Here is a 25,355-nt window from a genome sequence, read left to right as displayed (position 1 = left end):
TCAGATCAGTAATTATTCGAAACGCATGTGTTTCACAGACTCGCCGGAATTAATTAGCTCCAGAAGCGAATCGATGCCGATGCTTAGGTGTTTCTCCACGTAGTTTGTTGTTACCAGCACATCACTTGCCGACGTTTTCACACCTTCCGGTATCATTGGGTTATCTGAAACAAGCAGCAGCGCACCATGCGGAATTTCGTTTACAAAGCCTACCGTAAAAATAGTGGCTGTCTCCATATCAATTCCCATCGCACGTATCTGGCGCAGGTATTCTTTAAACTCTTCGTCGTGCTCCCAAACGCGGCGGTTGGTTGTATAAACGGTGCCGGTCCAGTAATCCATTTCGTGCTTCTTGATCATCGAAGATACGGCACGCTGCAAACGGAACGATGGAAGGGCTGGAATTTCGGAAGGAAGATAGTCATCAGATGTACCTTCGCCGCGGATAGCTGCAATCGGGAGTATAAGGTCGCCGATCTGCGTTTTGCGTTTCAGGCCACCGCATTTGCCTAAAAACAAAGCCGCTTTAGGTTTAATAGCGGAAAGCAGGTCCATTACAGTGGCTGCCATAGCACTACCCATACCAAAATTTATGATCGTAATATTATTGGCTGTTGCGGTCTGCATGGGCTTGTCAAGTCCGTGCATTTCAACGCCAAAACGGTCGGCAAACATGCGTACGTAATTAACAAAATTGGTGAGCAGAATGTATTCTCCAAATTCATCTAAAGGCACGCCGGTGTAGCGGGGTAACCAGTCACTTACTATTTCTTCTTTAGTTTTCATGGTGTAATATATAAAATAAAGCTATTATATGCCCTCTACTTCGTTAAAACGGGTAAAAGAGTGCCTGTAAAAGTGTAAATTGCATGATGCAAGAGCTCAACCTGCCGCCCTTTGATTATAAAATTAAACAAGCGGAAGCCAGTCCACTGATCTTTGATATCCTTCGCAAAAAGTATGTTGTACTTACGCCGGAAGAGTGGGTGCGGCAGCATTTCCTGCATTATTTGATCAACGTGCTTCATTATCCTAAAAGCCTGATCAGCATTGAGCGCGGTACCCGTTACAACAGCTTGCAAAAGCGAACCGATCTGTGCGTGTATAATTCAGATGGAAAACCGCATGTACTGATTGAATGCAAAGCTGCGCATGTGGCTATTACGCAGGATGTGGTCAAACAGGTTTCAGTATATAACCAGTCGCTACAGGCAAAATACGTTGTCATAACGAACGGGCTGCAACATTTTTGCTGGGAAATTAACTTTCAAACAAAGCAATACATACCGCTTGCTCAGGTTCCGGCCTACTCGCTTACTTAACGCAACTACTCTATAGGTTTTCTAGAACCTGGTACATACCCGGTTTGTTTTGCGTATTCCAGCTGCTGTTTCAGGTTTATAAACAAGAACCAAAACATTAACCTGAGTATGAAAAAGTTATAAAGTATAAAGTTGTAAGAATTAACATAAATGAAATCATATATTTAGTGAATGGTATTTAAACTAAAGTTAGAAGTTCTGATATTTGTAACTTTTGATATTTATCTATTTATATGAAGAGAATTTTTACGCTCCTACTTCTTTCCTTGCCCTGCTTTGTTAGTTATGCCCAGTCTGTTACAGAAGTTGTACAAGTAATAAATGATTCCAGTAATATAGCGGCTGCATCTATAGATACTACCGTTTCTGCAGAAAATCCTGTTTCAACTACTATCGCTGAGGCTCCTTCTGTAGTAATCACGGCCGGTCCGCAAGTTTCCGAAGGGATGGTGAAGCCAGACATTGCTGCGAATGAGCTTTACAAAAAGAATATTATAAAATTGAATGTTACTTCACTGCTATTCAATAATTACAATATTACCTACGAGCGTGCTATCAGAAGAAAAATGACGCTTTCTGTTGGGTATCGCTTTATGCCAAAATCAGCTTTAAATGATGTACCGTTATTAAAAAAAGGAATTGAAATTGCGGATGAAGCCGGTGCTTTTGATGATTCAGAAGATTTCAATATTAAAGAAGATATGAGCAAAATGTTCATGTCCAATAATGCCTTCACAGGAGAGCTTCGGTTTTATACAGGCAAAAAGGTAGGTGCACGAGGCTTTTATGTATCGCTCTACGGCCGCTACACGGATATGCGCTTCGACTACGATTATGAGTATGAAGGCGAAACCCAAACGTATGCCATGCCGATCAGCATCCAGACCAAAGGCTATGGCGGTGGTGTCATGTTGGGAGCGCAATGGCTGATCGCGAAACGCGTAACTTTTGACTGGAACATAGTGGGCGGCCATTTTGGTAAAATGACCGGTACAGCGAACGGAACGTCAGACCTCAGAGATATGCCAATGGCAGAAAGAAGAGACCTGGAAGAAGAAATAGAGTCGTTAGGGGAGGTAGGAAATAAGCGCTACCTGGAAGCAACTGTAACCGACAATGGTGTAAATGCGAAAGCAAATGGTCCTTTTGCTGGTTTGCGTGCAGGCTTTACGTTAGGGGTTGCATTTTAATTAAATTTATACTTTTACATAAAATCCCTTCTGCCTGACTGGTAGAAGGGATTTTATGTAAAAGTATAAACCAACAGATCCACATATTAAAATCTCATGGCCATACTTTGGATGAACATACTTGAATTATGAAAATAAAAACGGCTTCTTACAATTAAGTAAGAAGCCGTTTTGGTAAGTATGAAGTATAAACTACAGGATAGAATCTACTGGAGTATACTCTAAATTGAAGGCTTCAGCCACCCCTTTGTAGACAACTTTACCATTCACTACATTCAATCCTAATTTAAGCTCGTTGCTATCAGCGCAAGCCTGCTTCCAGCCTTTGTTAGCCAGTTGGATAGCGTATGGCAAGGTAGCGTTTGTAAGCGCCTGCGTAGAAGTATAAGGCACAGCACCTGGCATGTTCGCTACACAGTAATGTACCACATCATCAATAATAAAGGTAGGATCTTCGTGGGTAGTAGGCTTGCAAGTTTCGATGCAACCGCCCTGGTCTACTGCTACGTCAACCAATACAGTTCCTGGCTTCATATCCTTTAACATGTCGCGCGTGATCAGGTTAGGAGCTTTAGCGCCCGGGATCAACACTGCACCAATGATCAGGTCATGTGATGGAATAAGCTCACGGATGGTGTACTCATTCGACATCATGGTATTTACGTTTGCTGGCATGATATCATCCAGGTAACGCAGACGCGCTAAGTTTGTATCAAGTATGGTTACATCCGCGCCAAGGCCGGCAGCCATTTTAGCAGCATTTGTACCAACCACACCACCACCAAGCACCAATACTTTAGCAGGACGAACACCCGGTACGCCACCTAAAAGTATACCACGGCCTTTCAAAGGCTTCTCTAAATATTTAGCACCTTCTTGGATAGACATACGACCGGCAACTTCAGACATTGGCACCAATAAAGGCAGGCTTCTGTCAGGGCGCTCTACAGTTTCGTAAGCTAAGCAAACAGCTTTACGCTCAATCATGGCGTGCGTAAGCGGCTCGTAAGAAGCAAAGTGGAAGTAAGTGAATAGCAACTGGTCTTCCTTGATCAGGTTATACTCAGATGCGATCGGCTCTTTTACTTTAATGATCATTTCAGCGGTCGCGTATACTTCTTCAATAGTTGGAAGTATAGTTGCGCCCGCTTTTGTATACTTCTCGTCGCTGAAACCGCTGCCTTCGCCTGCAGTTGCCTGCACGTATACGCTGTGGCCATTGCGAATCAGTTCGATAACGCCTGCAGGCGTTACACCTACACGGTTTTCGTTATTTTTAATTTCCTTTGGAACACCAATAATCATGTCGTTCAGTTATTTTGTTTAAAAGCTCCGCAAAGATACCACTTCTGGGTATAAATAAAAGAGTATACGTTATTTGCTTTTTTTAACCGGTAAAGTAGAGTTTAATGAAAACGGTGCAATTTTTTTAGCTTGGTCAAAGCAAAAAGGAAAGGTATAAAATGAAAAAAGGCAGCGATAGAACCGCTGCCGTTAGTACAAAATAAAACTATGAAAAAAACTATTTGCTAAGTATGGGTTAATTACCCTGTCTTAACATATGCTGAGATGCCGTTTGCTCTACTATGGTTGCTTTAAGCGTTAACTTAAGAGCTGGCATTATAATATCATTTGAAAGTATGGTCACTACCTCGTTATGCTCCTTTAACACAGCAGGAACGTAGGTTAGTTCCAAAGTTGCAGTTTGTCCGGCCTTAATAGATGGCTCCGAAACTTTATAAGTTACGCAGTTGCAATCCGACTTAATTCCCTGTATGATCAGGTCCTGCCGACCTGTGTTTTTTACTGTAAACCTAGCGATAGATTTTTGTCCTTTTTCAAGTTTACCAAAGCTATAGCTGGTGTTTCCTACTGCCAAACGCGGCGAGTTTGCCTTTTGTTCCGGAGTATAAAAAGATTTTTGATCTTTTGGTACAACATTCCCTTTTATGTACAATACCTGGCTTTGGGCAACGCCGTCAGAAACAATAGAGATTGATTTATGAAAGGCGCCCGGCCGGCCTGTGCTGTTGTAAACAGCTTTAATCGCAGCGATTTTACCAGGTAAAATAGGCTCTTTGGGCCAAGTAGGGGTAGTACAACCACAGGCAGGCCGCACATCCGAAATAATTGCAGGTTGGTTGCCTACGTTTTTTACCCTGAACTCGTAAGACGCAAAAGTGCCTTCTGTAATAGTGCCAAAGTCGTGCGTTTGTTTTTCGAACCTGAGATCGCCCTGTGCGCGTACGCTAAACCCGGCTAATACCAGAAACAGCAACACTGCAAGAGACCAACGTTTTGACATAAGCTAAAAATTAATGTACCGACACAAAACAAAGATAGATAATCTTTTTGTTAAAAAGCAACTGCGAACATCATGCCCCGATTGAGCCGGATTTGATATTAGGCCAATCTTGTGTACTTTTGATCAGAAAATGAGTAATCCGACTTCTATAGAAATAACATGCAAACTGCTGAAGTGTCTATAAATCAGAAATTAACATCAGAAGAAATCCTGAATGATTACCGCATCGCCTGGGAAAGCAGACAAGCCAGTCTGGCCGGCCGTAAAGAGGTTTTCATGGGAAAAGCGAAGTTTGGTATATTCGGTGACGGCAAAGAAGTTGCCCAGCTGGCTATGGCCAAATTTTTTAAAGCAGGCGATTTTCGTTCAGGCTATTATCGCGACCAGACCTTTATGTTTGCCATCGGCGAGCTAACCCTGCAGCAATATTTTGCACAGCTTTACGCCCACACAGATGTAGAAGCAGAGCCATCTACGGCTGGCCGCGCCATGAACGGCCACTTCGGCACGCGCTTGCTCGATGAAGAAGGCAACTGGAAAGACCTGACCAAACAAAAAAATTCGAGCTCTGATATTTCCCCTACAGCAGCACAGATGCCGCGCCTGGTAGGGTTAGCGTATGCTTCCAAACTATACCGCCAGAACCCGGAGCTGCAGCAGTTCGATACCTTTTCTGTAAACGGAAACGAAGTGGCATTTGGCACCATCGGAAACGCGTCTACTTCAGAAGGGATGTTTTTTGAGGCCATCAATGCAGCCGGTGTTTTACAGATTCCAATGCTGGTTTCGGTTTGGGATGATGGCTACGGTATTTCAGTTCCGGCAGAATACCAGACAACAAAAGGCAGCATTTCAGAGATATTAGCCGGCTTCCAGCGTAACAGCAAAGAGGAGCAGGGCTACGAAATATTTAAAGTGAAGGGCTGGGATTATGCCGCACTTTGTGAAGCCTACGAAGCTGCCGTACGTGTTTGCCGCGAAGAACATGTACCGGTATTAATACACGTAGAAGAAGTAACACAACCGCAAGGCCACTCTACTTCAGGCTCGCATGAGCGTTACAAATCAAAAGAGCGCCTGGATTGGGAAGCTGATTTTGACTGTTTGAAGAAAATGCGCGAGTGGGTGCTGGAAAGCGGTATTGCCACCGAAGAGCAGCTGGACCAGATCGAAGAAGCAGCGAAAGAAACCGTAAAAGTTGCCCGTACCAACGCCTGGAGCGAATTCATGGCTTCGATTAAATCTGACCATGAAGATGCACTTCGTTTATTAAATAACCTGGCTAGCGCCAGCGAACATATTACCGAAGTGACTGCTATTTCAGAAGAGCTCCGCAAAACACTGAATCCAGTCAGGAGCGACGCAGTTAGAGCGATCAGGAAAGCGTTACGCTACGTGCGTGATGAGCGCAATGAAGCCAAGCACGAACTAGTAGGCTGGCTCGAGCAAACGCTCGGCGAAAATGCAGACCGCTTTAATTCATACTTGTACAGCCAATCCGAAGAGTCGGCTTTGTTAGTAGAAGAAGTAAAGGCTGAGTTTGATGATAACTCTCCGGTTGTAGATGGCCGCGAAGTATTACAGGCTTGCTTTGATGCGATACTTGCCCGCGACCCACGCGTATTTGCCATCGGTGAAGATGTAGGTAAGATCGGGGATGTGAACCAGGCATTTGCGGGCTTACAGGAGAAGTATGGCGAGCTGCGTGTTACGGATACCGGTATTCGGGAGTGTACGATCATCGGCCAGGGCATAGGCGCATCGTTGCGTGGCCTTCGCCCGATCACGGAGATCCAATACCTTGATTATTTACTCTATGCTATCCAGATCTTATCGGATGATGTAGCTTGTTTGCAATACCGTACCAAAGGCGGTCAGAAAGCACCGTTAATTGTGCGTACACGTGGCCACCGCCTGGAAGGCATTTGGCATTCCGGCTCACCAATCGGTATGATCCTGAACAGCATCAGGGGTATGCACGTGCTGGTACCGCGCGACATGACGCAGGCAGCCGGTTTCTATAACACCTTGTTAAAAGCCGATGAGCCTGCTCTTGTAATAGAGTGCCTGAACGGCTACCGCTTAAAAGAGCGCATTCCAAATAACATTGCGGAGTTTACCGTGCCATTGGGCCAGCCAGAAATCATAAAAGAAGGTACCGATATCACGATTGTAACTTATGGCTCTATGTGCCGCATTGTAATGGATGCCGCTAAGCAACTGGAAGAATTCGGTATTTCAGCGGAAGTGATTGATGTACAGACGCTATTGCCATTCGATATCAACCACATGATTTCTGACTCAATCCGTAAAACTAATCGTGTTTTATTTGCGGATGAAGACGTACCGGGAGGCGCAACGGCCTTCATGATGCAGCAGGTGGTTGATGGCCAGGAAGCATGGCGCTATCTGGATTCGAAGCCGCAGTGTTTAACAGCACACGCACACCGCCCGCCTTACTCTTCTGATGGCGATTATTTCTCAAAACCAAATACCGAAGACGTGTTCGAAACGGTGTATGATATCATGCATGAAGCTGATCCGAAAGCGTATCCGGTAATTTTCTAAGTATAGCTTGAAGTCACAAAAAAGCCCCGGTAAATCTGATTTACCGGGGCTTTTTTATAAAGTATAAAGTATGAATTTAAGGTCGGGGAGAACCGCTGAAAAGCTTGATGTCATCCGTTAATATAACATTGCTTTTGTTCAGGGCACGGTCGTAAATGTAAATCTGGAAACGGATGGTATCGCTCAGCGTGCCTGTCTGGTCGTAGGTATCGGATGCAAAACTTTCGATGGTGTAGCGTATCTCACCTTCCAATGCTTCAGCACGGCCTTCGCCGGTAGTTAGCCTCGGAAAGCGGCCACTAAAGCCAAGCGGCCCTACAAACGGATACGGAATATACTTGTCGCCTTGCTTTACCTGCAGCTCGGCAATAAAGTTATGCTCGTACTGCGATCCCGAATTAAAAGGCGGACGGTAATCTTCTGTGTTTCTGTCGCGCGACAAGCCCAGGTCGCCATCGCCATCCTGATACCCGATTCTAAGGATAAGCTCATCTACATCTCGGCCACCGGGCTCGCGTGTGGTGTACTGCTCAACGCCGTTATACGTAATCTGAGGCTCATCCGGAAAGTTTGGTTCTTTGCGGCACGAACTGAGCAGTAGCAGTGCCAGGCTATACTTTAGCAAATATTTCATGCAGGATATCAGAAAATTGAAGCTAAATTTACTTATTAAAACGATGGCAATATAGTAATTGTTGTAACTTTCTACGAATGGATTTTAAAGCTGAATTTAGTAGCCAACTGTTTAACACCCACCAAACAGATTTTACGGAAAAAGCCCTGCAATTATTCCGCTACCAGGCTGCACACAACGAGGTTTACAAGCAATACCTGAAGCACTTAAAAACAGATGTACAGCAGGTTACAGCCCTAGATGAAATCCCTTTTCTGCCTATCGAATTCTTTAAATCTCAGAATGTAAAAACGGGTAATTTTGATGCTGAAGCCGTTTTTTACAGCAGCGGCACCACCCAGCAAACCCGCAGCAGGCATTTCGTTTCTGATCTCGGTTTATACTTTAAAACCTGCCAACACATTTTCGAAAGCTTTTACGGTCCGCTTCAGGATTTCGTGGTGCTGGCTTTGCTGCCATCTTATTTAGAGCAGGGTGGTTCATCGTTGGTAGCCATGGTCGATTATTTTATAAAGCAGACCGGGCAGCAGGAGAAGGGTTTTTACCTGAATGAGCACAAACTTATACTTGCAGCAATAGCGCAAGCGCGGCTTCGTGGCAAGAAAGTGATACTGATCGGCGTATCGTACGCGCTCCTGGATTGGGCAGATACCTTGCAAGGTAAAGAAGATTTCAGCGATGTGATCATTATGGAAACGGGTGGTATGAAAGGCCGCCGTCGCGAAATGATACGCGAAGAACTGCATACCCAGTTGCAGCATGGTTTCGGCGTAAAAGGTATACATTCAGAGTATGGCATGACGGAGCTGATGTCGCAGGGATATTCCAAAGGCGATGGCATTTTCTGGCCGGGCCAAACAATGCAGATCCTTCTCCGCGATCTCAATGATCCTTTTTACATAAATAGCAGCTTACGTTCGGGCGGCATCAACGTCATCGATCTGGCCAATATAGATTCGTGCGCATTCATCGAAACCAAAGATATAGGCAAAATGCATCCCGATGGTAGTTTCGAAGTACTGGGCCGCTTCGATAATTCGGATATAAGGGGTTGCAATCTTTTAATAGCCTAGCATCTTTTGTAGCAGCCAGCCGTTTAAGGTGCCCATGGGTTATATATTTTTTATTGCATTGCTGGCAGGCTTCGTCCTGCTTTTTTATAGATGGGCCACCCGTAAAACACGGAACCGCAAAAAAGTGCTGGCACAGGAGTTTCCGGTCGAGTGGCGCAAAATTCTCCTCGACCGTGTGGGCTTTTACCATACCTTAAAAGAAGAAGATAAGGCGCAGTTCGAGAAAATGCTGCAGCTTTTCTTATCTGAAAAACGCATTACCGGCATCGAAACCGAGATTGATGACCTGACTAAAGTACTGGTAGGGGCAAGCGCTATCATTCCTATTTTTGGCTTCCGCGATTGGGAGTACCGTAATTTAGGCGAGGTGATTGTTTTCCCTGGAAGTATAGCCAAGTATAAAGACGATGAAACTGAAGCCGTATCAGAGGTACTTGGTCTAGTAAACCCTTTCCAGAACGACCATTATGTAACACTATCGAAGCCAGCGTTAGAGCGAGGGTTTAATGATATGCAGGACCGCAAAAACGTGGGTATCCATGAGTTTGCGCATATTCTGGATCAGGCTGATGGTGAGATTGATGGTATTCCAAAAGAATATTTACCCGATGAGCTGGTGCAACCGTGGCGCGAACTGATGTACCGGAAAATCAAAAGTATAAAAAAAGGCGAGTCTGATATTAACAGCTACGGCGCTACCAGCGAAGCAGAATTTTTTGCCGTCGTAACCGAATATTTTTTCGAGAAGCCCGGTCAGCTTGCCGAAAACCACCCGAGGCTGTACGAAATGTTAACCAAAGTTTTCCAGCAAAGGCCAAGACGCCGGTTCCGCTTAAACTTCCGGGAACTGCTGAACCCGTACGGTAAACGCTTAAGCCGCAACGAGCCTTGCCCATGCCGGAGCGGAGAAAAGTATAAAAACTGCTGTTTACTGAAGAAAAATAAAGTGGCGGCTTAACTATAACTTACTTCCTTAAAACCCAGGTAGTCATACTTCGGTCGTGCTCAATTAAAACGGTTTTTAGTGGCTCAGCGCGGCTTGCACGCAGTTCTTTCTCCAATTGTAGCAGTAACGTTTTATCTACCAGAAACCATACTTGCCCGTGCGGCATCTGGTAAAAACCGTTGTTTATAGGTTGTAGTTTACCTTGCATCCCGATGGTGGTACTGAAGCGGCAGAAAAGCATGCCGCCCGGTTTCAGGGTTCGCCACATTTCCTGCACCATACTTCTGAAATGCACTTCACTTCTGCTGAAATGCAGCACGGCGCTACAAACTATCACATCAAAAAAGTTGGTATCAAAAGGTAAAGCGGCCAGATCAGCAACAACAAAATTACCTGAAGGGAAACCCGAATTTATACTTTGAGCCAGCTGCTGCATTTCTGAAATGGAAAATTCCGAAGAATCCACGCCAAACATGTTTACGCCCGCTTTCAGTAAATAACTGCTATTCCGACCGTTTCCGCAACCTGCATCCAGCACGTTCATGCTTGGTTTTATACTTCCTTTCAACAATTGGTCGAACAGGTAAATATCCATATTTCCGAAAATGGCGTCAAGGTCCGTAAGGGCAGGTATTTGAGTCATGTTATACTTCGTTAAAGCAGAACAGGCAATTTATCCTGCTTTCGCTATACTTTTTAAATTATTTTTCGGAAACTTGAACACCTGAACAAGAAAATAAAACTATGCATATTTCCGCCGACACAACTACTACCTTACGATCTAACCTCAGCACTGGAGAATTTATTCAGAAATACGCCACACACCCGGTTTATACACCGCCGCGTGGCCCAGAACTTAACGCTAAAAACTGGCAGACAGAAGCAGCCCTCCGCATGTTTCTGAATAACCTGACAGATGAAGTGGCAGAAGATCCTTCTCGTTTGGTAGTATATGGTGGTATTGGCCAGGCAGCGCGCACGGTGCAGGATGCCCGAAAAATAATTGAAGTGTTGCTTGAACTGGAAGAAGATGAAAGTCTTCTGGTACAGTCAGGTAAGCCGGTTGGCAAAGTACGAACCCACACCGAAGCACCGCGTGTACTGATTGCTAACAGTAACTTAGTACCGCATTGGGCAACCTGGGAGCATTTTAACGAGTTGCGCGAGCGCGGCTTGATGATGTATGGCCAGATGACGGCTGGTAGTTGGATCTACATTGGTACACAAGGCATTTTGCAGGGCACTTACGAGACATTTGCGGCCTGTGGCAGAATCCATTTTAACGGCGACCTGCGTCATAAACTGATCGTAACGGGTGGTTTAGGCGGTATGGGCGGCGCGCAACCGTTGGCTGCTACCATTGCAGGAGCCACTTTTTTAGGTGTTGATATCGATCCGGAAAGAATTAAAAAGCGATTGGATAGCCGTTACATCGATAAAATGACCGACAGCTACGAAGAAGCCATTCGCTGGACGCTCGAAGCAAAAGAAAAAGGCGAAGCCATCTCGATTGGGTTGGTTGGCGATATTGGTGATGTGCTGGAAAAACTGTTGCAGGATAACATCATCCCTGAAATCCTGACAGACCAGACCTCCGCGCATGACCCGATAAACGGTTATGTTCCGAACGGTTTAACGTTAGATGCCGCCAAAGCACTCCGCGAAGCCGATCCTGAAAAGTATAAAGCCTTATCGCTTAAAAGTATGGCCCGCCACGTTGGGTTTATGCTCGAGCTGAAAAACAAAGGAAGTATAACGTTTGATTATGGTAACAACCTGCGCGAGTTTGCCAAACAAGGAGGCGAGCAGGATGCGTTCCAGATACCGGGTTTTGTGCCGGAATACATGCGCCCGCTTTTCTGCGAAGGCAAAGGCCCGTTCCGTTGGGCAGCCTTATCCGGCGACCCCGAGGATATAAAAGTGACCGATGCCGCTTTAAAAGAGCTTTTCCCTGAAAACACACACATGATCAACTGGCTGGAGCAGGCCGAAGAAAAAGTAGCCTTCCAAGGTTTGCCATGCCGCATTTGCTGGCTGGGTATGGGCGAGCGTGAAAAAGCCGGACTGATGTTCAATAAACTGGTGCGCGATGGCAAAGTAAAAGCGCCTATTGTTATTGGTCGTGATCACCTGGATTGTGGTTCTGTGGCCTCTCCATACCGCGAAACCGAAGCGATGAAAGACGGCTCTGATGCCGTATCGGACTGGCCACTGCTTAACCTGATGTCGAATACTGCTGGTGGCGCTACTTGGGTATCATTCCATCATGGCGGCGGTGTGGGTATTGGCTACTCGCAGCACGCAGGGATGGTGGTGCTGGCCGATGGCTCTGAAAGGGCAGACCGTTGCCTGAGCCGCGTGCTGTACAACGATCCGGCCATGGGTATTTTCCGGCATGCTGATGCAGGCTACGAAACAGCCCAGGAAAACGCAGAAAAGTTCGGATTGAATCTGTAATACATGCAAGCAAAAAAGTAAACAAGCCATTCTTAACCGATGGCTTGTTTTTATACTTCACACTATAGGTTTTTCGTAATCCAAAGTATAAAAAAGTCCTTGATTAGGTATAAGTTATACTTTGTAGGGGCTTTAAAAAGATAGTTTCATGAAAGAAGATAATCATACTTATACGTTGGTTGGCCCCTTCAGCCAGGTAGTAACCATGCAACATTTACCGGAAGCCGGGCCTATAAAAGATGAGGAGCTGGTTGTACTTGAAAATGCCGGTATTTTGGTAAATGGAGAAAGTATAGCGCAGGTCGGAAACTACCAGGAAATGCTGCAACTGGCCGAAAAATCAGATTATAAACTGGAGAAAATTACCGAGCCGATGGTGGTGCTTCCGGGTTTAATTGATGCCCACACGCACATGTGTTTTGCCGGTTCGCGGGCTAACGATTATGCCATGCGCGTAGCCGGGAAATCGTACCTGGAGATTGCACGAAGTGGCGGTGGCATTCTGGATAGCGTACGCAAAACACGTGAGGCCACGCTGATCGAACTGGTAGATCTGCTGAAAAAACGCTGCGACCGCCACCTGCACGAAGGCGTTACCACCTCGGAAGTAAAAAGTGGCTATGGCCTTTCGGTGGATGAGGAACTTAAAATGCTGGAAGCGATTAAACTAGTAAATAAACACCACCAGATCGACCTGATACCAACTTGCCTGGCTGCCCATATGCTGCCACCCGAACACGCTGATGCCGGCTTATACCTGAAACACATCGTAACCGAACTGCTGCCTCAAATCCAGGAACAACAATTAGCCAACCGCGTCGATATCTTTATTGAAGAAACAGCTTTTAATGGAGACGATGCCCTGACTTATTTGCTCGAAGCGAAACAAATGGGTTTTGATGTGACCGTACACGCCGACCAGTTTAGCACCGATGGCAGCAGGATCGCAGCAGAGGCCGGCGCCATAAGTGCCGACCACCTGGAAGCCAGCGGGGAAGAGGAGATTGCCTTATTGAAGGAGGCAGAAGTGGTGGCAACTGTACTTCCGGGGGCATCTGTTGGCTTAGGTATGCACTATGCGCCTGCCCGCAAAATGCTGGATGGTGGCCTTTGCGTAGCCATCGCCACCGACTGGAATCCGGGTTCGGCGCCTATGGGCGATCTGCTGCTGCAGGCTGCGCTGATTGGTGCTTCCGAAAAACTTACCACCGCCGAAACCCTGGCAGCTATCACGGTTCGTGCCGCAAAGGCTTTAAATTTAAAAGATCGGGGCTCGCTGCAACGGAAGCGTTTGGCAGATTTTATTGCTTTTCCGGTGGCTGATTACAAAGAGATTTTATACTTCCAGGGCAAACTGAAACCTACTGCTATCTGGAAAAAAGGCGTACAGGTGCAAGCAGGAAAACTATCAGCTTAATGTATAAACCAACTACAAAAGGAGCCTGGCAGGGCAGAATTGATGCTCTTGATGGAGAAGCAGGCAAGCGCTGGCACCAGGCTATTCAGTTTCTCGATCTATCAAAGGAAATACCGACTGTACAGCAGGATCAGGTTGCTTTCGCGTTTTTAGGTTTTTGCTGCGACGAAGGCGTACGCCGTAACCAGGGCAGAAAAGGAGCCGCCGCAGGACCTGCTGCTTTACGCAAGGCAATGGCTTCTTTTGCTTATCATCTGCCTCCTAACGTGCTATTAGTAGATGCCGGCGATGTGATCAGTTCGAATGAGAAACTGGAAGAAGCGCAAATGCAGCTGGGCAGGAAAGTAGCGTTGTTGCTTGCGCATGGTTACAAGCCTTTGGTGCTAGGTGGCGGCCACGAGATAGCCTACGGCCATTACCTGGGCCTTGAACAAGCTGTTACTGATAAAGAGTTAGGTATCGTAAACTTTGATGCGCACTTCGACCTGAGAAGTTATCAGCAGGAACCCAGTTCGGGCACGCCGTTTTTACAGATTGCGGATAAAATGCAGCAAGCCGGCCAAGCTTTCAAGTATAACTGTCTCGGAATTCAGGAGTATGGCAACACGCAGGTATTATTCAATACAGCCGAAAACCTAGGAGTAAAGTATACTTTAGCGGATGAGGTTAACGCGAATAACCTGCCAGCTCTGCAGCAAAATCTGGAGGCTTTCTTAACAACCCTAGACGCTGTTTATATAACCATTGATCTGGATGTATTTGCAGCAGGTTACGCGCCTGGTGTTAGTGCCGTAAATGCACTTGGTATTTCTCCGGATGTTGTGGTGGCACTTTTAAAAACGATCATGGCCAGCGGTAAACTCCTGAGTCTGGATATGGCAGAACTGAACCCCTCGTTCGACCTGGATAACAGAACAGCTAAACTTGGCGCAGCTATACTTTACCAGATTGTAAAGGAGTGGAGCAAAGTATAAACTACGTTTCAACCGAACTAAATAAAAAAAAGCCTGCTGAAAAGAGCAGGCTTTTTTGTGAGATCACCTTCCGATTTTAAACTTGGTCCAGTAGGTGGTGTCTGATGTTTTTACTTCAACCAGGTAAATGTCCGGCTTTAATTTACCTAAATTATAGCGCCACGATTGCTGCTTTTTAGAGACTTTTACCGGTTTCTGGTACACAAGTTTGCCTGCAGTATTGGTAATGGCCAGCATGGCGTTTTCTTTTAAAACCTGAGAGAAATCAAGTATAAAATTCCCTTTTTTAATTGGTTTGAGATGGATGCCCGATAATGTTTCGCGGTAAGTGGTTGTGTCGGCAGCGGCGGCGGCAAGCATCTGCTCCAGCGAACTTGCCGGGAGCGGTTTGGTTTGCGCATTTGCAGAAAAACCGAATACAATAAGCGGGAAGCCCAATAACAGCGCCAATCTATATGTTTGCTTCATCTGGATATGCTTTTAAAGTATACATGTATCAGCGCTTATGCATTTTTGAGGCCAGTTTTTTTACTCAGTTAAAAAATACTTCAGATACAGGTTTTATAGGTCAGATTTCGTCAGTACAAAGTATGATTTAGGATCGAAGTATGGGTGCAGAAAATTGGGACCAGAAGCAGTTACTGTACAGCTATTTTACCGTTCATTTAAAGTATACTAATGCGTAACCAAGCCAAGCTTTTGCATGGTACGCTGCCGCTGTATTTTACCGGTGGCCGTTTCGGTGAAGGCTGTTATATAGTAAATGCCGCGCGGCATCTCGAACCGTTTTAAAAGCTTGCGCATTTTCAGTAAAAGTTCTTCCTCCTCAGCAGCAGCTAGCGGCTCACTTTCCATTACCAGGATTATTTTCTCACCTAACAGTTCATCGGGCTGCGAAGCAATAAAGTAGCGGGGCATTTTCTCTGCATCGATCATGGCTTCGGCCACGGCAACTTCCACTTTCTCTATCTGTACTTTTACGCCGCCCGAGTTAATAGTATTATCTACCCGGCCAATCCAGCGGAAACGGGTAGGGGTGAGCAACTCTACAATATCGTTTGTGGCTAGTAGCTCGTTATTGGTCACATCGCCTTGTATGGTCAGGCAGCCACGGCTATCCAGGCCGAGTTTTATTGTGTCTAGCGCTTCGTAATATTCTGCCGCGCCGGCACCATTCAATAGCCTGAGCGCGATATGAGAAGCTGTCTCGGTCATGCCGTACGTATGGTAAATAGGCGCTTCCACCCACATCATTTCTCTTCGCAGATTTGGGTTTACCGGGGCGCCGCCCACCAAAATAGCTTTCATCTGGTTTAGGATCGGGGTCATTTCCGGGGCTTCCACTAAAATGGTCTGCAGCTGCATCGGCACAAAAGAGGCAAAATCTACTTTAGTATCGGGTGCTAAAAGCGAAAGCGGATTGCTGATCGGGTCTACCACAATAATGTCCATTTCAGCTAAAAAACCACGGGCCAGCATCATCATACCGGCAATGTATTCTGTGTTCAGGCAAACCAGGGTAGTATCGCCTTTCTGCAGTTTTAGCAGGTTAATGGTGCGGCGGGCGCTGGCTTCGAGTTGCTGACGGGTAAGGGTTATGGTTTTAGGCACTCCCGTAGAGCCCGACGTTTGGATCGGAAATTCCTGGACGCCGGTGAGCCAGTTTCGGCAAAATTCCAGGGTTTTGCTTTCGTAACCGTTTAATGGAATGCTGTTGCGGAAAGAATATTCGGCAATTTCGTCGTAGTAAAATTTATTGCCGTTCAGGGTAAGAAACTTTTCAGTCATGGAGGTTAAAGTATAGCCGGACTCGATATTCTAAAAAATAAAGGTACTTTAAAAACTAATACGCCAAACCATGAATTGCTGCGCAGTGAACCCGCCACTAAATTTTCACTTCGATAAAGTATAAATACCTACTTATCCGGCTAAAATTTTCAGTATAAAAAAACGGCATTGCCTGACAAGTTACAGGCAATGCCGTTTTTTTATGATTTAGCTAGAATCAGGGTTAACTCCAGAAGTATACCTTATTGTTGAAAATCGGCTTTCGGGCGCAGCACTTTGTTGTCAAGCGAATAACGGCCCGGGCCCACAACCATGAAGAATAACAGCAACGCAACCAGTAGTGCAGCTACCCAGAACTCAGCGCTTCCCTGTGCCACCTGCTCTTTGTTTTGGATAAGCGGGCTCATTAAGAAAATAGGTATCTGGCAGATAAGCGATAGCCTGGTCAGTAAACCGACCGTGATCATCAGGCCGCCAATTATATGGATAACACTTGTAAAACTGTGTGCTCTCGGGTAGTTCCAGGAAAACTGACCACCGAAGACAGCGAAAAGATCGCTGGCATATTCGATAAACAAAAGACCTTTCACGAAGATGAACAAGCCTAAAAGTATACGGAGGCCATCCATCCAGATCGGATTCTGAGAACTGTTTAAATGTTCAGAAGGGCGGAAATAACTTAGTAAGCTCATAACTGGCAGGATTAAGTTAAAAAACGTCTATATTTTGTTTAACGAATATAATGCATTTAAGATTTCCTGATTTGATATTCGGTTAATCTTAAAGCAGGCTGCAGCGCTTAGATCGTACTTAAGTGATTTCTTAAAGCCGTCTTGTAGTCAGTAAATGAAGTAGCATTTGCCGGACTTTCAGTAAAGATCTCCAGAATCGCGGCGCCGTTTTCAGGAGAAAAGAAGGCTGGCAAAGCGTTTTCCAGTTCCTCTAAAGTATACACCTGGGTATACTTCATTCCGAAATCGCGGGCCGTGTTGCTGGCATCTAAGGCCTGATACGTTTCAAAGTAGGGTTCCAGTTCGGGCTGCTGTTTAGGGCCATCAATCAACCTGAAAATGCCGCCTGCATGGTTGTTTAATATCACGATCCGTAGGTTTGCCGGCAGGTAATTATGCCACAAGCCATTGCGGTCATAGAAAAAGGCCATATCGCCGGTAAGCAGCGTGGTAATACCTTTGCTCGTAAGCGCACAACCAACAGCGGTGCTCGTGCTGCCATCAATACCGCTGGTGCCCCGGTTTGCAAAAACCTGCACGTTTTGTTCTGCCTCCAACCCGACCATATTAGCATAACGCACCGCCATACTGTTTGCCAGATGCAGGCTGCTGGAGGCTGGTAATTGCTTAAAAATACGTGCTACAAGCGTGAGTTCACTATATGTGGTGCCGGCTAAGTATGATTTTAGGAAATGAGCTGCTTTATTTTCCTGTTGCTTCCAGGTATTTGTAAAAGCTTTGTCAGCAAGTATACTTCCGGAAAGATTTGCGAAGAAACCGGCTGGCGTGCAGCGTATAATTTTAGTTAAGGCCTGAAAGGTATCAGCAACATAGCCGGCAGGTTGTATGTGCCAGTGAGCTGCAGGTTTATACTTGCGCAAGTATAATTTCAGGCTTTTCGAGATGATTGATTTGCCAAAAGTCAGGAGTAAATCAGGTTGAAGTTGGGCCAGTTGCTGCTCATCCGGGTTCGACAAAAGCGCATCCTGGTACCGGATCACTTCTGGTAGTTGCTGGATGTTACTGATTATATCGCCTACTACAACTGCCCCTGTTTCAGCAGTTATACGTTGCAGCGCACTTATTAAATCGTTATCTGCCGCATCCTGGCCAGCAACTATCAAAATCTTTTTATAACCTGCCAGTTCTTGCTTTAATTTTGCGATTTGCCCGGAGCTGAGTTCGGATAATGTCTGATCCTCTTCAATGATTTTTATATGTTGGCTAAAGCTGATTTCCTCGCCGGGAGCTGGGTAGAAAGGCTCGCGCAACGGCACATTAATATGCACCGGCCCGGCCGGAAATGCTACGGCTTCGTTCAGCGCTTCAGAAACCATGCGTTCGCTGTACCAGGTGCTGTCCGGGTGCTCAAAATCAGACGGAAAAGTATAACTCTGCTTAATGTGTTTGCCGTAAATGTCTTGCTGCCGAATGGTTTGCCCGTCCAGTTGGTCGATCCATTCAGTGGGGCGGTCGGCGGTAAGTATAAGCAGGGGCACCTGCTGGAAATAGGCTTCGGCCACAGCAGGCGCGTAGTTAAGGGCAGCTGTACCGGACGTGCAGATCAATACTGTTGGTTTGCCTGTTGTTAGGGCCATGCCGAGAGCAATAAACGCAGCAGCGCGCTCGTCGCTTACTGTTTTTACGTGTAGTTTCGGGTGCCGTGCAAACGAAATGGTAAGTGGCGCACAACGCGAACCAGGCGATAGCACCACGTTTTGTACGCCTTTGCGGGCACAGATTTCAGCAATATTACGAACAGGCTGTAAGATCATGGGTATTTATTATCGATTGCTGCCAGGCTGATTGATGAGTTTTTCAATCTTCCAATTGAGCGAGCTGGTAAAGTATAAACTTGAAAATATTGAGTTGCCGAATGGATGCGCTGGGCGTGTAACAAGCCAACAAGTTAACAATTAACCGTTTAAAACGCTACCGATGGTGTTCATTTTGTGTTGCGTTTCATGCCATTCTTTTTCCGGATCAGACTCGGATGTAATACCAGCGCCGGCATAAAGTATGGCTTCATGGGAGAGGAGTTGCATGCACCGCAAATTCACGAATAACGACGTTCCGGCGGCACAGTTTACCGGGCCGAAATAGCCGCTGTAATAGCTGCGGTCGTAGCCTTCGCGGGCAAGTATAAACTGCAGGGCTGGTTCTTTTGGAAGGCCGCAAATAGCTGAGGTAGGGTGCAAAAGTTGCAGCATTTCGCTCCCAAGGGCAGGGTAATCTACTTCTTTCAGGTCGACTTTAAAATCGGTACGCAGGTGCAGCAGGTTTCCGGCTTTAATGGTTCTGGGCCCGATCTCGGTATATTCTCTTAAACGGAGTTTTTTAAAGCAGCTCAGGATATAGCGTTCCACCATGCCCTGTTCTTCTATTTCTTTTTGACGCCAGATCGCGTCATTTACTTTTTCGGTGGCAGGTTGCGTGCCGGCCAGCGCCATCGTATGGAAAACCTGGTCAGCATCTATACTTACCAAAATCTCAGGTGTAGCGCCAAGCCAGGTACCTATGCCTGGCACCGATACCAGGGATACAAAGGCTTCGGGGTACGATTCCAGTAACTTGTTAAAGGTAGCTACCGGCGAAAAGTTTTCAGGGAGCTGCTGCTTCTGGTTTCTGGATATCACTACTTTCTCCATCTCACCGGCTTCGATGGCTGCTATACTTTGCTGCACAACGGCCGTGTAATTTTCAGAAGTAAGTTGAGCTATACTTTCCGGGAGGTGCCAGCTATTATTTGTAGGTTCGGCTAGTAAAGTATAAAACTCCTTGAGTCCGGCAACCGGGGCATCCGGCGCAGAAAACACAATTCCGGTCAGTGGGTCAAACTCCAGGTCTGCTTTGATGAAGCTGTTTTTATACTTGCCAACCTGGAACGGACAGAACAGAAAACCGGCCGCACTATTTTCGAGCACAGGCTGACCGATAAAAAGATCATCCTGCAAAGAAATACATACCTGCACGGAAGCAGCATGCGGCAAACGCCAGGCAGCAATTGCCCGGTTAGCTACTACAGCTGTATTAAATACTTCTGCTAACGTATAAGTAGGTGCCTGCGTGCCCATGTTTGCCTGCCTTATTTTACTTTATCGATTACGGCTACCGTCATGCGGCTGATGCAAACAAGATCGCCTGCTTCATTTGTAATTTTGGTTTCCCAGACCTGCGTGGTACGACCGATGTGCATGGCCGTGGCTTTGCCATATACCCAGCCTTCGCGCACTCCCCGGATATGATTTGCATTGATCTCGAGGCCAACACAAGCTTTGGTCGTAAGATCGACCTGTAAGGCTGCGCCCATACTTGCCAGCGACTCAGCGAGCGCTACCGATGCGCCACCGTGCAACAGCCCCATAGGCTGGTGAGTGCGGTGGTCTACGGGCATTTTACCAGCCAGATAATCAGGGCCAACTTCAGTTATCTCGATCCCTAAATGTTCTAGCATATTGTTGCGGCCCCACTCTTTTACCCGCTCTAACGTAGTATTATCTTTGTGCATTGGCTGTGATAGCTAAATTTACGCTCGTTAACTTATAAGAAAGCAAAAGTAGAAGAATTTTGAATAGCAAGAAAGTATACCTCATCCGCCACGGCCAGACAGATTATAACCTCCAGAGTATTGTGCAGGGGAGTGGCGTGGATTCTGAACTTAACGCACGCGGCTGGCAACAGGCCCAACAGTTTTTTGAAGCTTACAAGGGTATTCCGTTCGATAAGATTTATACTTCCAATTTACAGCGAAGCGTGCAATCGGTGCAGCAGTTTATTGATCTGGGTATTCCGCATGAAAAGTATGAAGCCCTGAACGAAATAAACTGGGGCACGCGCGAAGGCACCCGCATCACACCCGAAGAAGACGAATATTACCGGAACATACTGCAGACCTGGCGCGATGGCGAAACAAGCATTTGCATTGAAGGCGGCGAAAGTCCGGAACTGGTATCGGAGCGGCAAAAGCCTTTTATAGAGCATGTGCTCCTGAACAGGCCCGAAGAAGAAACTGTTCTGATCTGTATGCACGGGCGCGCCATGCGTATTTTTCTGAGCAATTTGCTTCGCTACCCGCTCCGGTGCATGGACCAGTTTTTACACCAGAACCTCGGGCTTTACCAGTTAGAATACACCGGCAGCATGTTTACAGTGAAACGTTATTGCGATGTGGCGCATTTGCGCTAATTTGGAGTATTCAAGAGTAGAACGGCGCTTCAGGAACAAATAAGCAGCGTATAGTTTGAATAAAATATTTTTAAATCTAATTTTGGGCAGAACATTCAAGCCTCAGGGCGATCTAAACAATACGATATTTTATGGCTGAAGCGATCCGAATGCCGAAGATGAGTGACACAATGACCGAAGGGGTTATTGCATCCTGGCTTAAAAATGTAGGTGATAAAGTGAGCTCAGGCGATATACTGGCTGAAGTAGAAACTGACAAAGCCACTATGGAACTGGAGTCTTATGAGGATGGTACATTGTTGTACATTGGTCCGAAGAAAGGTGAAAGTGTGCCGGTTGATGCCCTGATCGCTGTGATCGGGAAAGAAGGCGAAGATTTCGCTGCGCTGCTTGGCGGAGATGCGAAAGCTGCACCAGCAGCCAATGAGCCAAAAGAAGAAAAGGCCAGCGCTCCAAAAAAAGAGGAAGTAAAACCTGCTGCTGCGAAAGCCGAAGCGCCGGCTGCCAAAACAACGGTAGATACCAGCAACATCAAAGCGTCTGTTATCCGGATGCCGAAAATGAGCGATACCATGACGGAAGGCGTACTGGTAAACTGGCTGAAAAAAACCGGTGATAAAGTTAAATCCGGTGATGTACTGGCTGAAGTGGAAACGGACAAGGCAACCATGGAGCTGGAATCTTATGAAGATGGCACACTGCTTTACACAGGCGTAACTGCCGGCGACTCTGTTCCGGTGGATGCTGTAATAGCTGTAATAGGCGAGGAAGGTGCTGATTATAAAGCGCTGTTGGAAGGTGGAAGCTCGGCTGGTTCTGATGATACACAGGAACGCCAGGAAAACGCACAGACAGACGAAGCGATCGATACAAGTGTTGAGGCTGCCAGATCAGATAAATCAGATGAGGTAAGTGTACCCGCCGAAGCTCCGGCTGCTAACGAATCGCAAACTTCAGAAGGTGGCCGCATCAAAGCCTCTCCGTTAGCTAAAAAGCTTGCCAAAGAAAAAGGCCTTAACCTGGCTGATATAAAAGGTTCTGCTGAAGGCGGTCGCATTGTGCTGCGTGATATTGAAAACTATAAACCGGCTGCTGCGACCCAGCAACAGGCTGCGCCGCAACAAAGCAAACCAGCTGCAGCTCCTGCCAGCGCACCTGCTGCTGATTTTGAAGAAGTGAACGTATCGCAGATGCGCAAGGTAATTGCCCGCCGTCTGTCAGAAAGTAAGTTCACGGCACCGCACTTCTACCTCACCATGGAAATAGACATGGATAAGGCAATGGAAGCGCGCGCCAGTATGAATGAAGTATCACCGGTTAAGATTTCATTTAACGACCTGGTGATAAAAGCTGCTGCTGCTGCCTTGCGTCAGCATCCGGCTGTAAACTCATCTTGGTTAGGAGATAAAATCCGCTACAACAAGCAAATCAATATTGGTGTGGCTGTGGCTGTGGAAGAAGGCCTGCTGGTACCGGTTGTGCGTAATGCTGATATCAAATCATTGTCTGCTATTGCCAGTGAAGTGAAAGAACTGGGCGGAAAAGCTAAAAACAAGAAACTGCAGCCTGCTGAGTGGGAAGGAAATACCTTTACCATTTCAAACTTAGGTATGTTTGGTATCGAAGAATTTACAGCTATTATCAACTCTCCGGATGCTTGTATCATGGCAGTTGGCGCGATCAAGCAAAAGCCTGTTGTGCGCAATGGCGAAATCCGGATTGGTAATGTGATGAAGGTAACTTTATCCTGCGATCATCGCGTGGTAGATGGGGCCGTTGGTTCTGCTTTCCTGCAAACATTTAAAAACCTACTGGAAAATCCGGTAAGAATTCTGGTATAGCAGCGCAAATCTATACTTTATAAAAAGTAAGAGCCTCTCCAATTAAGGAGAGGCTCTTACTTTTTGGTTTAAATATTTAAAATCAGCTTATATTTTACCTGCACAATGCTTGTCCCAGAATGCGGTATAGCGTTTATTTGCATAATCTGTAAAGCCCATACCCCTGGCAGGTGTAGGCGTAAACTCTCCGAACACGGCGCCTTTATCGGTGGCATAAAAGTCTATCCTCACAAAAATACCATAGGCTTTACTTAACCTTTTGCCTTGTTCAATAATATCCTGCAGGCAAGCCGGAGGTTCTCTGTAACCGCCATAGGCATATACGTTTGTGTGCTTTTCCAGCAGGTTCCAGTTTTCATCGAAAGAGCTCTGAGAACCACTTTTTGCGCTGGTCCGGTTAATAACCTGTATGGTCGCCAGTTCGCCGTTAAACAAGTATAATTTATAATCTTTTGGTATTTCGTATTCGCCGGCTTCTGTCCTGACAAATTCCTCAATTAAAAACTCTACCAACGGATTTTCATCTATACCTTTTTTAAGCTCTGCTTTCAGGTCTTCAGGAGTATAAGTTTTTTTATCCATCAGGTTCAAGCCATTACTCATCAGGAAAACCATACCACAGGAGTAACCAATGGTTGGCCTGATCACAAAATGGTTAGGGAGGGTATCGAACGGAATATTTTCGATGTCACGGCCTTTCCAGTATAGTTCGGCTACACGGCAGCCATGTTTTTTTGCAAACTCCCTGGAGTTATACTTGTTACTAAGCTTGCGTTGCCAATGCTTTACATCCTGCCATTTCTCGATCGGATCGGTGGCATGCATTACTGTGTTTCGGACAGTTTCGGCTTCAGGTGCTTCCCAAAAAGTTTTATGTCTGAAAAGGATGCGTTTAGAGAACTCCTTGTTTTCTCTGGTGGCTCTAGTGCTTAGTTTGTTAATTAAAGCTCGTAACATGAAAAGTATGAATGAATTTTGGGATGCTGCATAAACCAAATTTTCAGTTGTATATCCTTAAAGCTGCTTATTGTTTATCTAGTTAAGAAAGTATAAATTATAACTATTTGACTGTAAGCTGTTTTTAAAAATGATGTACCGTCCGATCAGAATATTATTATTCGACTGCAGTGTTTACGTGCTTTTTCGCAGCAAAGCCATCCTTTGAAGTGAAATTTAAAAGTTATTTTTAAAAAAATCTTTAGCATTCTTAGTGCAATAAATAATTGTACTAAGAATGCTTAACACTTGATCAAAAAGGTAAGACAGTTTGGCACGAAGCACGCATCTGGCTTTTTATTTGATAAACGATTAGCTTTACCAGACAGAGCGGTTACCTGCGTAACTTAACATTTAATTTTAACTTTACTATGACGAAGATAAGATCAACTACAGTATGTGGCATATACCATAACGGCGAAGTAGCTTTGGGTGCTGATGGCCAGGCAACAATGGACAAGCATATAGCAAAAAGCAATGTAAAAAAGATACGGAAGCTATTGGATGGAAAGATAGTAACCGGTTTTGCCGGCTCTACTGCCGATGCATTTACCTTACTGGAGCGCTTCGAGGAAAAACTGAACGCTTACCAAAGTAACATGAAGCGTGCTGCCATTGAACTGGCCAAAGACTGGCGCAAAGACCAGTACCTCCGCAAGCTGGAAGCCATGATGGTAGTAGCCAATAAAGACGAGTTGCTTATTATTTCAGGTACAGGCGATGTATTGGAGCCAGACAACCAGATTGCCGCGATCGGCTCCGGCAGTATGTATGCGCATGCCGCTGCATTGGCTTTAAAGAAACACGCGCCGCATTTAACAGCCGAAGAAATGGTAAGAGAATCCCTGAACATTGCAGCCGATATTTGTATCTACACCAACCATAACCTCATCATCGAGAAGCCTGCCAGCTAAACAGTAATTTAGTG

General features: G+C 45.9%; 23 protein-coding genes. 11 read left to right on the top strand and 12 right to left on the bottom strand.

The window, feature by feature from the left end:
- Positions 1-12 precede the first annotated feature (12 nt).
- On the bottom strand, positions 13-786 hold the full coding sequence (locus DP923_RS09280) for an AMP nucleosidase (protein ID WP_112305533.1): 774 nt from the start codon (positions 784-786) through the stop codon (positions 13-15).
- An 83-nt stretch (positions 787-869) separates the two neighbouring features.
- Here DP923_RS09280 and DP923_RS09275 point away from each other — a divergent pair, with 83 nt between their 5' ends.
- Positions 870-1,322: a type I restriction enzyme HsdR N-terminal domain-containing protein gene (locus tag DP923_RS09275; protein WP_317047274.1), complete on the top strand. Its 453-nt coding sequence runs from the start codon at positions 870-872 to the stop codon at positions 1,320-1,322.
- 233 nt (positions 1,323-1,555) lie between these two features.
- Complete coding sequence (locus DP923_RS09270) at positions 1,556-2,512, top strand: DUF3575 domain-containing protein (protein ID WP_239020982.1); 957 nt, start codon at positions 1,556-1,558, stop codon at positions 2,510-2,512.
- A 192-nt stretch (positions 2,513-2,704) separates the two neighbouring features.
- Here the strand turns inward: DP923_RS09270 and ald are convergent, their stop codons facing one another.
- Positions 2,705-3,817, bottom strand: coding sequence for an alanine dehydrogenase (gene ald / locus DP923_RS09265; RefSeq protein ID WP_112305532.1), 1,113 nt, complete (start codon positions 3,815-3,817; stop codon positions 2,705-2,707).
- A gap of 235 nt (positions 3,818-4,052) precedes the next feature.
- Positions 4,053-4,817, bottom strand: a complete 765-nt coding sequence (locus DP923_RS09260) for a DUF1573 domain-containing protein (RefSeq protein ID WP_112305531.1) — start codon at positions 4,815-4,817, stop codon at positions 4,053-4,055.
- Between the two features lie 159 nt (positions 4,818-4,976).
- On the opposite strand from DP923_RS09260, the gene DP923_RS09255 reads away from it, so the two are divergent.
- Positions 4,977-7,385 carry an alpha-ketoacid dehydrogenase subunit alpha/beta gene (locus DP923_RS09255; protein ID WP_112305530.1) on the top strand — a complete coding sequence of 803 codons (2,409 nt, stop codon included), beginning with the start codon at positions 4,977-4,979 and terminating at the stop codon, positions 7,383-7,385.
- A 76-nt stretch (positions 7,386-7,461) separates the two neighbouring features.
- Here DP923_RS09255 and DP923_RS09250 read toward each other — a convergent pair whose 3' ends face one another.
- Positions 7,462-8,019 (bottom strand): hypothetical protein, encoded by a 558-nt coding sequence (locus tag DP923_RS09250; RefSeq protein WP_112305529.1) that lies wholly within the window; start codon positions 8,017-8,019, stop codon positions 7,462-7,464.
- A 77-nt stretch (positions 8,020-8,096) separates the two neighbouring features.
- On the opposite strand from DP923_RS09250, the gene DP923_RS09245 reads away from it, so the two are divergent.
- Positions 8,097-9,092, top strand: a complete 996-nt coding sequence (locus DP923_RS09245; protein ID WP_112305528.1) for an acyl-CoA synthetase family protein — start codon at positions 8,097-8,099, stop codon at positions 9,090-9,092.
- Positions 9,093-9,126: 34 nt separating this feature from the next.
- The gene (locus DP923_RS09240; protein WP_112305527.1) at positions 9,127-10,050 is read left to right on the top strand and encodes a zinc-dependent peptidase; all 924 of its coding nucleotides are present in this window, start codon (positions 9,127-9,129) and stop codon (positions 10,048-10,050) included.
- Between the two features lie 7 nt (positions 10,051-10,057).
- Here the strand turns inward: DP923_RS09240 and DP923_RS09235 are convergent, their stop codons facing one another.
- Complete coding sequence (locus DP923_RS09235; RefSeq protein ID WP_112305526.1) at positions 10,058-10,681, bottom strand: class I SAM-dependent methyltransferase; 624 nt, start codon at positions 10,679-10,681, stop codon at positions 10,058-10,060.
- Positions 10,682-10,782: 101 nt separating this feature from the next.
- Here DP923_RS09235 and hutU point away from each other — a divergent pair, with 101 nt between their 5' ends.
- The 3 genes from hutU to hutG all read left to right on the top strand — a co-directional run bounded on the left by hutU (position 10,783) and on the right by hutG (position 14,886).
- Positions 10,783-12,495, top strand: coding sequence for a urocanate hydratase (hutU, locus tag DP923_RS09230; RefSeq protein WP_112305525.1), 1,713 nt, complete (start codon positions 10,783-10,785; stop codon positions 12,493-12,495).
- Between the two features lie 148 nt (positions 12,496-12,643).
- Positions 12,644-13,912 carry an imidazolonepropionase gene (gene hutI / locus DP923_RS09225; protein WP_112305524.1) on the top strand — a complete coding sequence of 423 codons (1,269 nt, stop codon included), beginning with the start codon at positions 12,644-12,646 and terminating at the stop codon, positions 13,910-13,912.
- Positions 13,912-14,886 (top strand): formimidoylglutamase, encoded by a 975-nt coding sequence (gene hutG, locus DP923_RS09220; RefSeq protein ID WP_112305523.1) that lies wholly within the window; start codon positions 13,912-13,914, stop codon positions 14,884-14,886. The genes hutI and hutG overlap by 1 nt, the downstream gene beginning before the upstream one ends.
- Before the next feature lie 63 nt (positions 14,887-14,949).
- Here hutG and DP923_RS09215 read toward each other — a convergent pair whose 3' ends face one another.
- From DP923_RS09215 to DP923_RS09190, 6 genes are all read right to left on the bottom strand, one after another.
- Positions 14,950-15,354: a T9SS type A sorting domain-containing protein gene (locus DP923_RS09215; protein WP_239020981.1), complete on the bottom strand. Its 405-nt coding sequence runs from the start codon at positions 15,352-15,354 to the stop codon at positions 14,950-14,952.
- A gap of 207 nt (positions 15,355-15,561) precedes the next feature.
- The gene (locus tag DP923_RS09210) at positions 15,562-16,674 is read right to left on the bottom strand and encodes an AMP-binding protein (RefSeq protein ID WP_112305521.1); all 1,113 of its coding nucleotides are present in this window, start codon (positions 16,672-16,674) and stop codon (positions 15,562-15,564) included.
- A gap of 242 nt (positions 16,675-16,916) precedes the next feature.
- Positions 16,917-17,366, bottom strand: a complete 450-nt coding sequence (locus DP923_RS09205; RefSeq protein ID WP_112305520.1) for a DoxX family protein — start codon at positions 17,364-17,366, stop codon at positions 16,917-16,919.
- 107 nt (positions 17,367-17,473) lie between these two features.
- Positions 17,474-19,180 carry a 2-succinyl-5-enolpyruvyl-6-hydroxy-3-cyclohexene-1-carboxylic-acid synthase gene (menD, locus tag DP923_RS09200; protein ID WP_112305519.1) on the bottom strand — a complete coding sequence of 569 codons (1,707 nt, stop codon included), beginning with the start codon at positions 19,178-19,180 and terminating at the stop codon, positions 17,474-17,476.
- Between the two features lie 141 nt (positions 19,181-19,321).
- A complete protein-coding gene (locus DP923_RS09195; RefSeq protein WP_112305518.1) occupies positions 19,322-20,479 on the bottom strand; it encodes a chorismate-binding protein in 1,158 nt (385 codons plus the stop codon).
- An 11-nt stretch (positions 20,480-20,490) separates the two neighbouring features.
- Positions 20,491-20,913, bottom strand: a complete 423-nt coding sequence (locus DP923_RS09190) for a hotdog fold thioesterase (RefSeq protein WP_112305517.1) — start codon at positions 20,911-20,913, stop codon at positions 20,491-20,493.
- A gap of 59 nt (positions 20,914-20,972) precedes the next feature.
- On the opposite strand from DP923_RS09190, the gene DP923_RS09185 reads away from it, so the two are divergent.
- Both DP923_RS09185 and DP923_RS09180 read left to right on the top strand, forming a co-directional pair.
- The gene (locus DP923_RS09185; RefSeq protein WP_112305516.1) at positions 20,973-21,590 is read left to right on the top strand and encodes a histidine phosphatase family protein; all 618 of its coding nucleotides are present in this window, start codon (positions 20,973-20,975) and stop codon (positions 21,588-21,590) included.
- 131 nt (positions 21,591-21,721) lie between these two features.
- On the top strand, positions 21,722-23,431 hold the full coding sequence (locus tag DP923_RS09180; protein WP_112305515.1) for a pyruvate dehydrogenase complex dihydrolipoamide acetyltransferase: 1,710 nt from the start codon (positions 21,722-21,724) through the stop codon (positions 23,429-23,431).
- Between the two features lie 87 nt (positions 23,432-23,518).
- On the opposite strand, the gene DP923_RS09175 is transcribed toward DP923_RS09180, so the two are convergent.
- Positions 23,519-24,388 (bottom strand): ATP-grasp fold amidoligase family protein, encoded by an 870-nt coding sequence (locus DP923_RS09175; RefSeq protein WP_112305514.1) that lies wholly within the window; start codon positions 24,386-24,388, stop codon positions 23,519-23,521.
- Between the two features lie 410 nt (positions 24,389-24,798).
- On the opposite strand from DP923_RS09175, the gene hslV reads away from it, so the two are divergent.
- A complete protein-coding gene (gene hslV / locus DP923_RS09170; protein WP_112305513.1) occupies positions 24,799-25,341 on the top strand; it encodes an ATP-dependent protease subunit HslV in 543 nt (180 codons plus the stop codon).
- The last annotated feature ends 14 nt before the right edge of the window (positions 25,342-25,355 follow it).

The organism is Pontibacter arcticus (assembly GCF_003284895.1).
Taxonomy (GTDB): Bacteria; Bacteroidota; Bacteroidia; order Cytophagales; family Hymenobacteraceae; genus Pontibacter; species Pontibacter arcticus.
The sequence above is the reverse complement of the archived record's forward strand: the minus strand, read 5'-3'. Positions and strand labels throughout refer to the sequence as shown.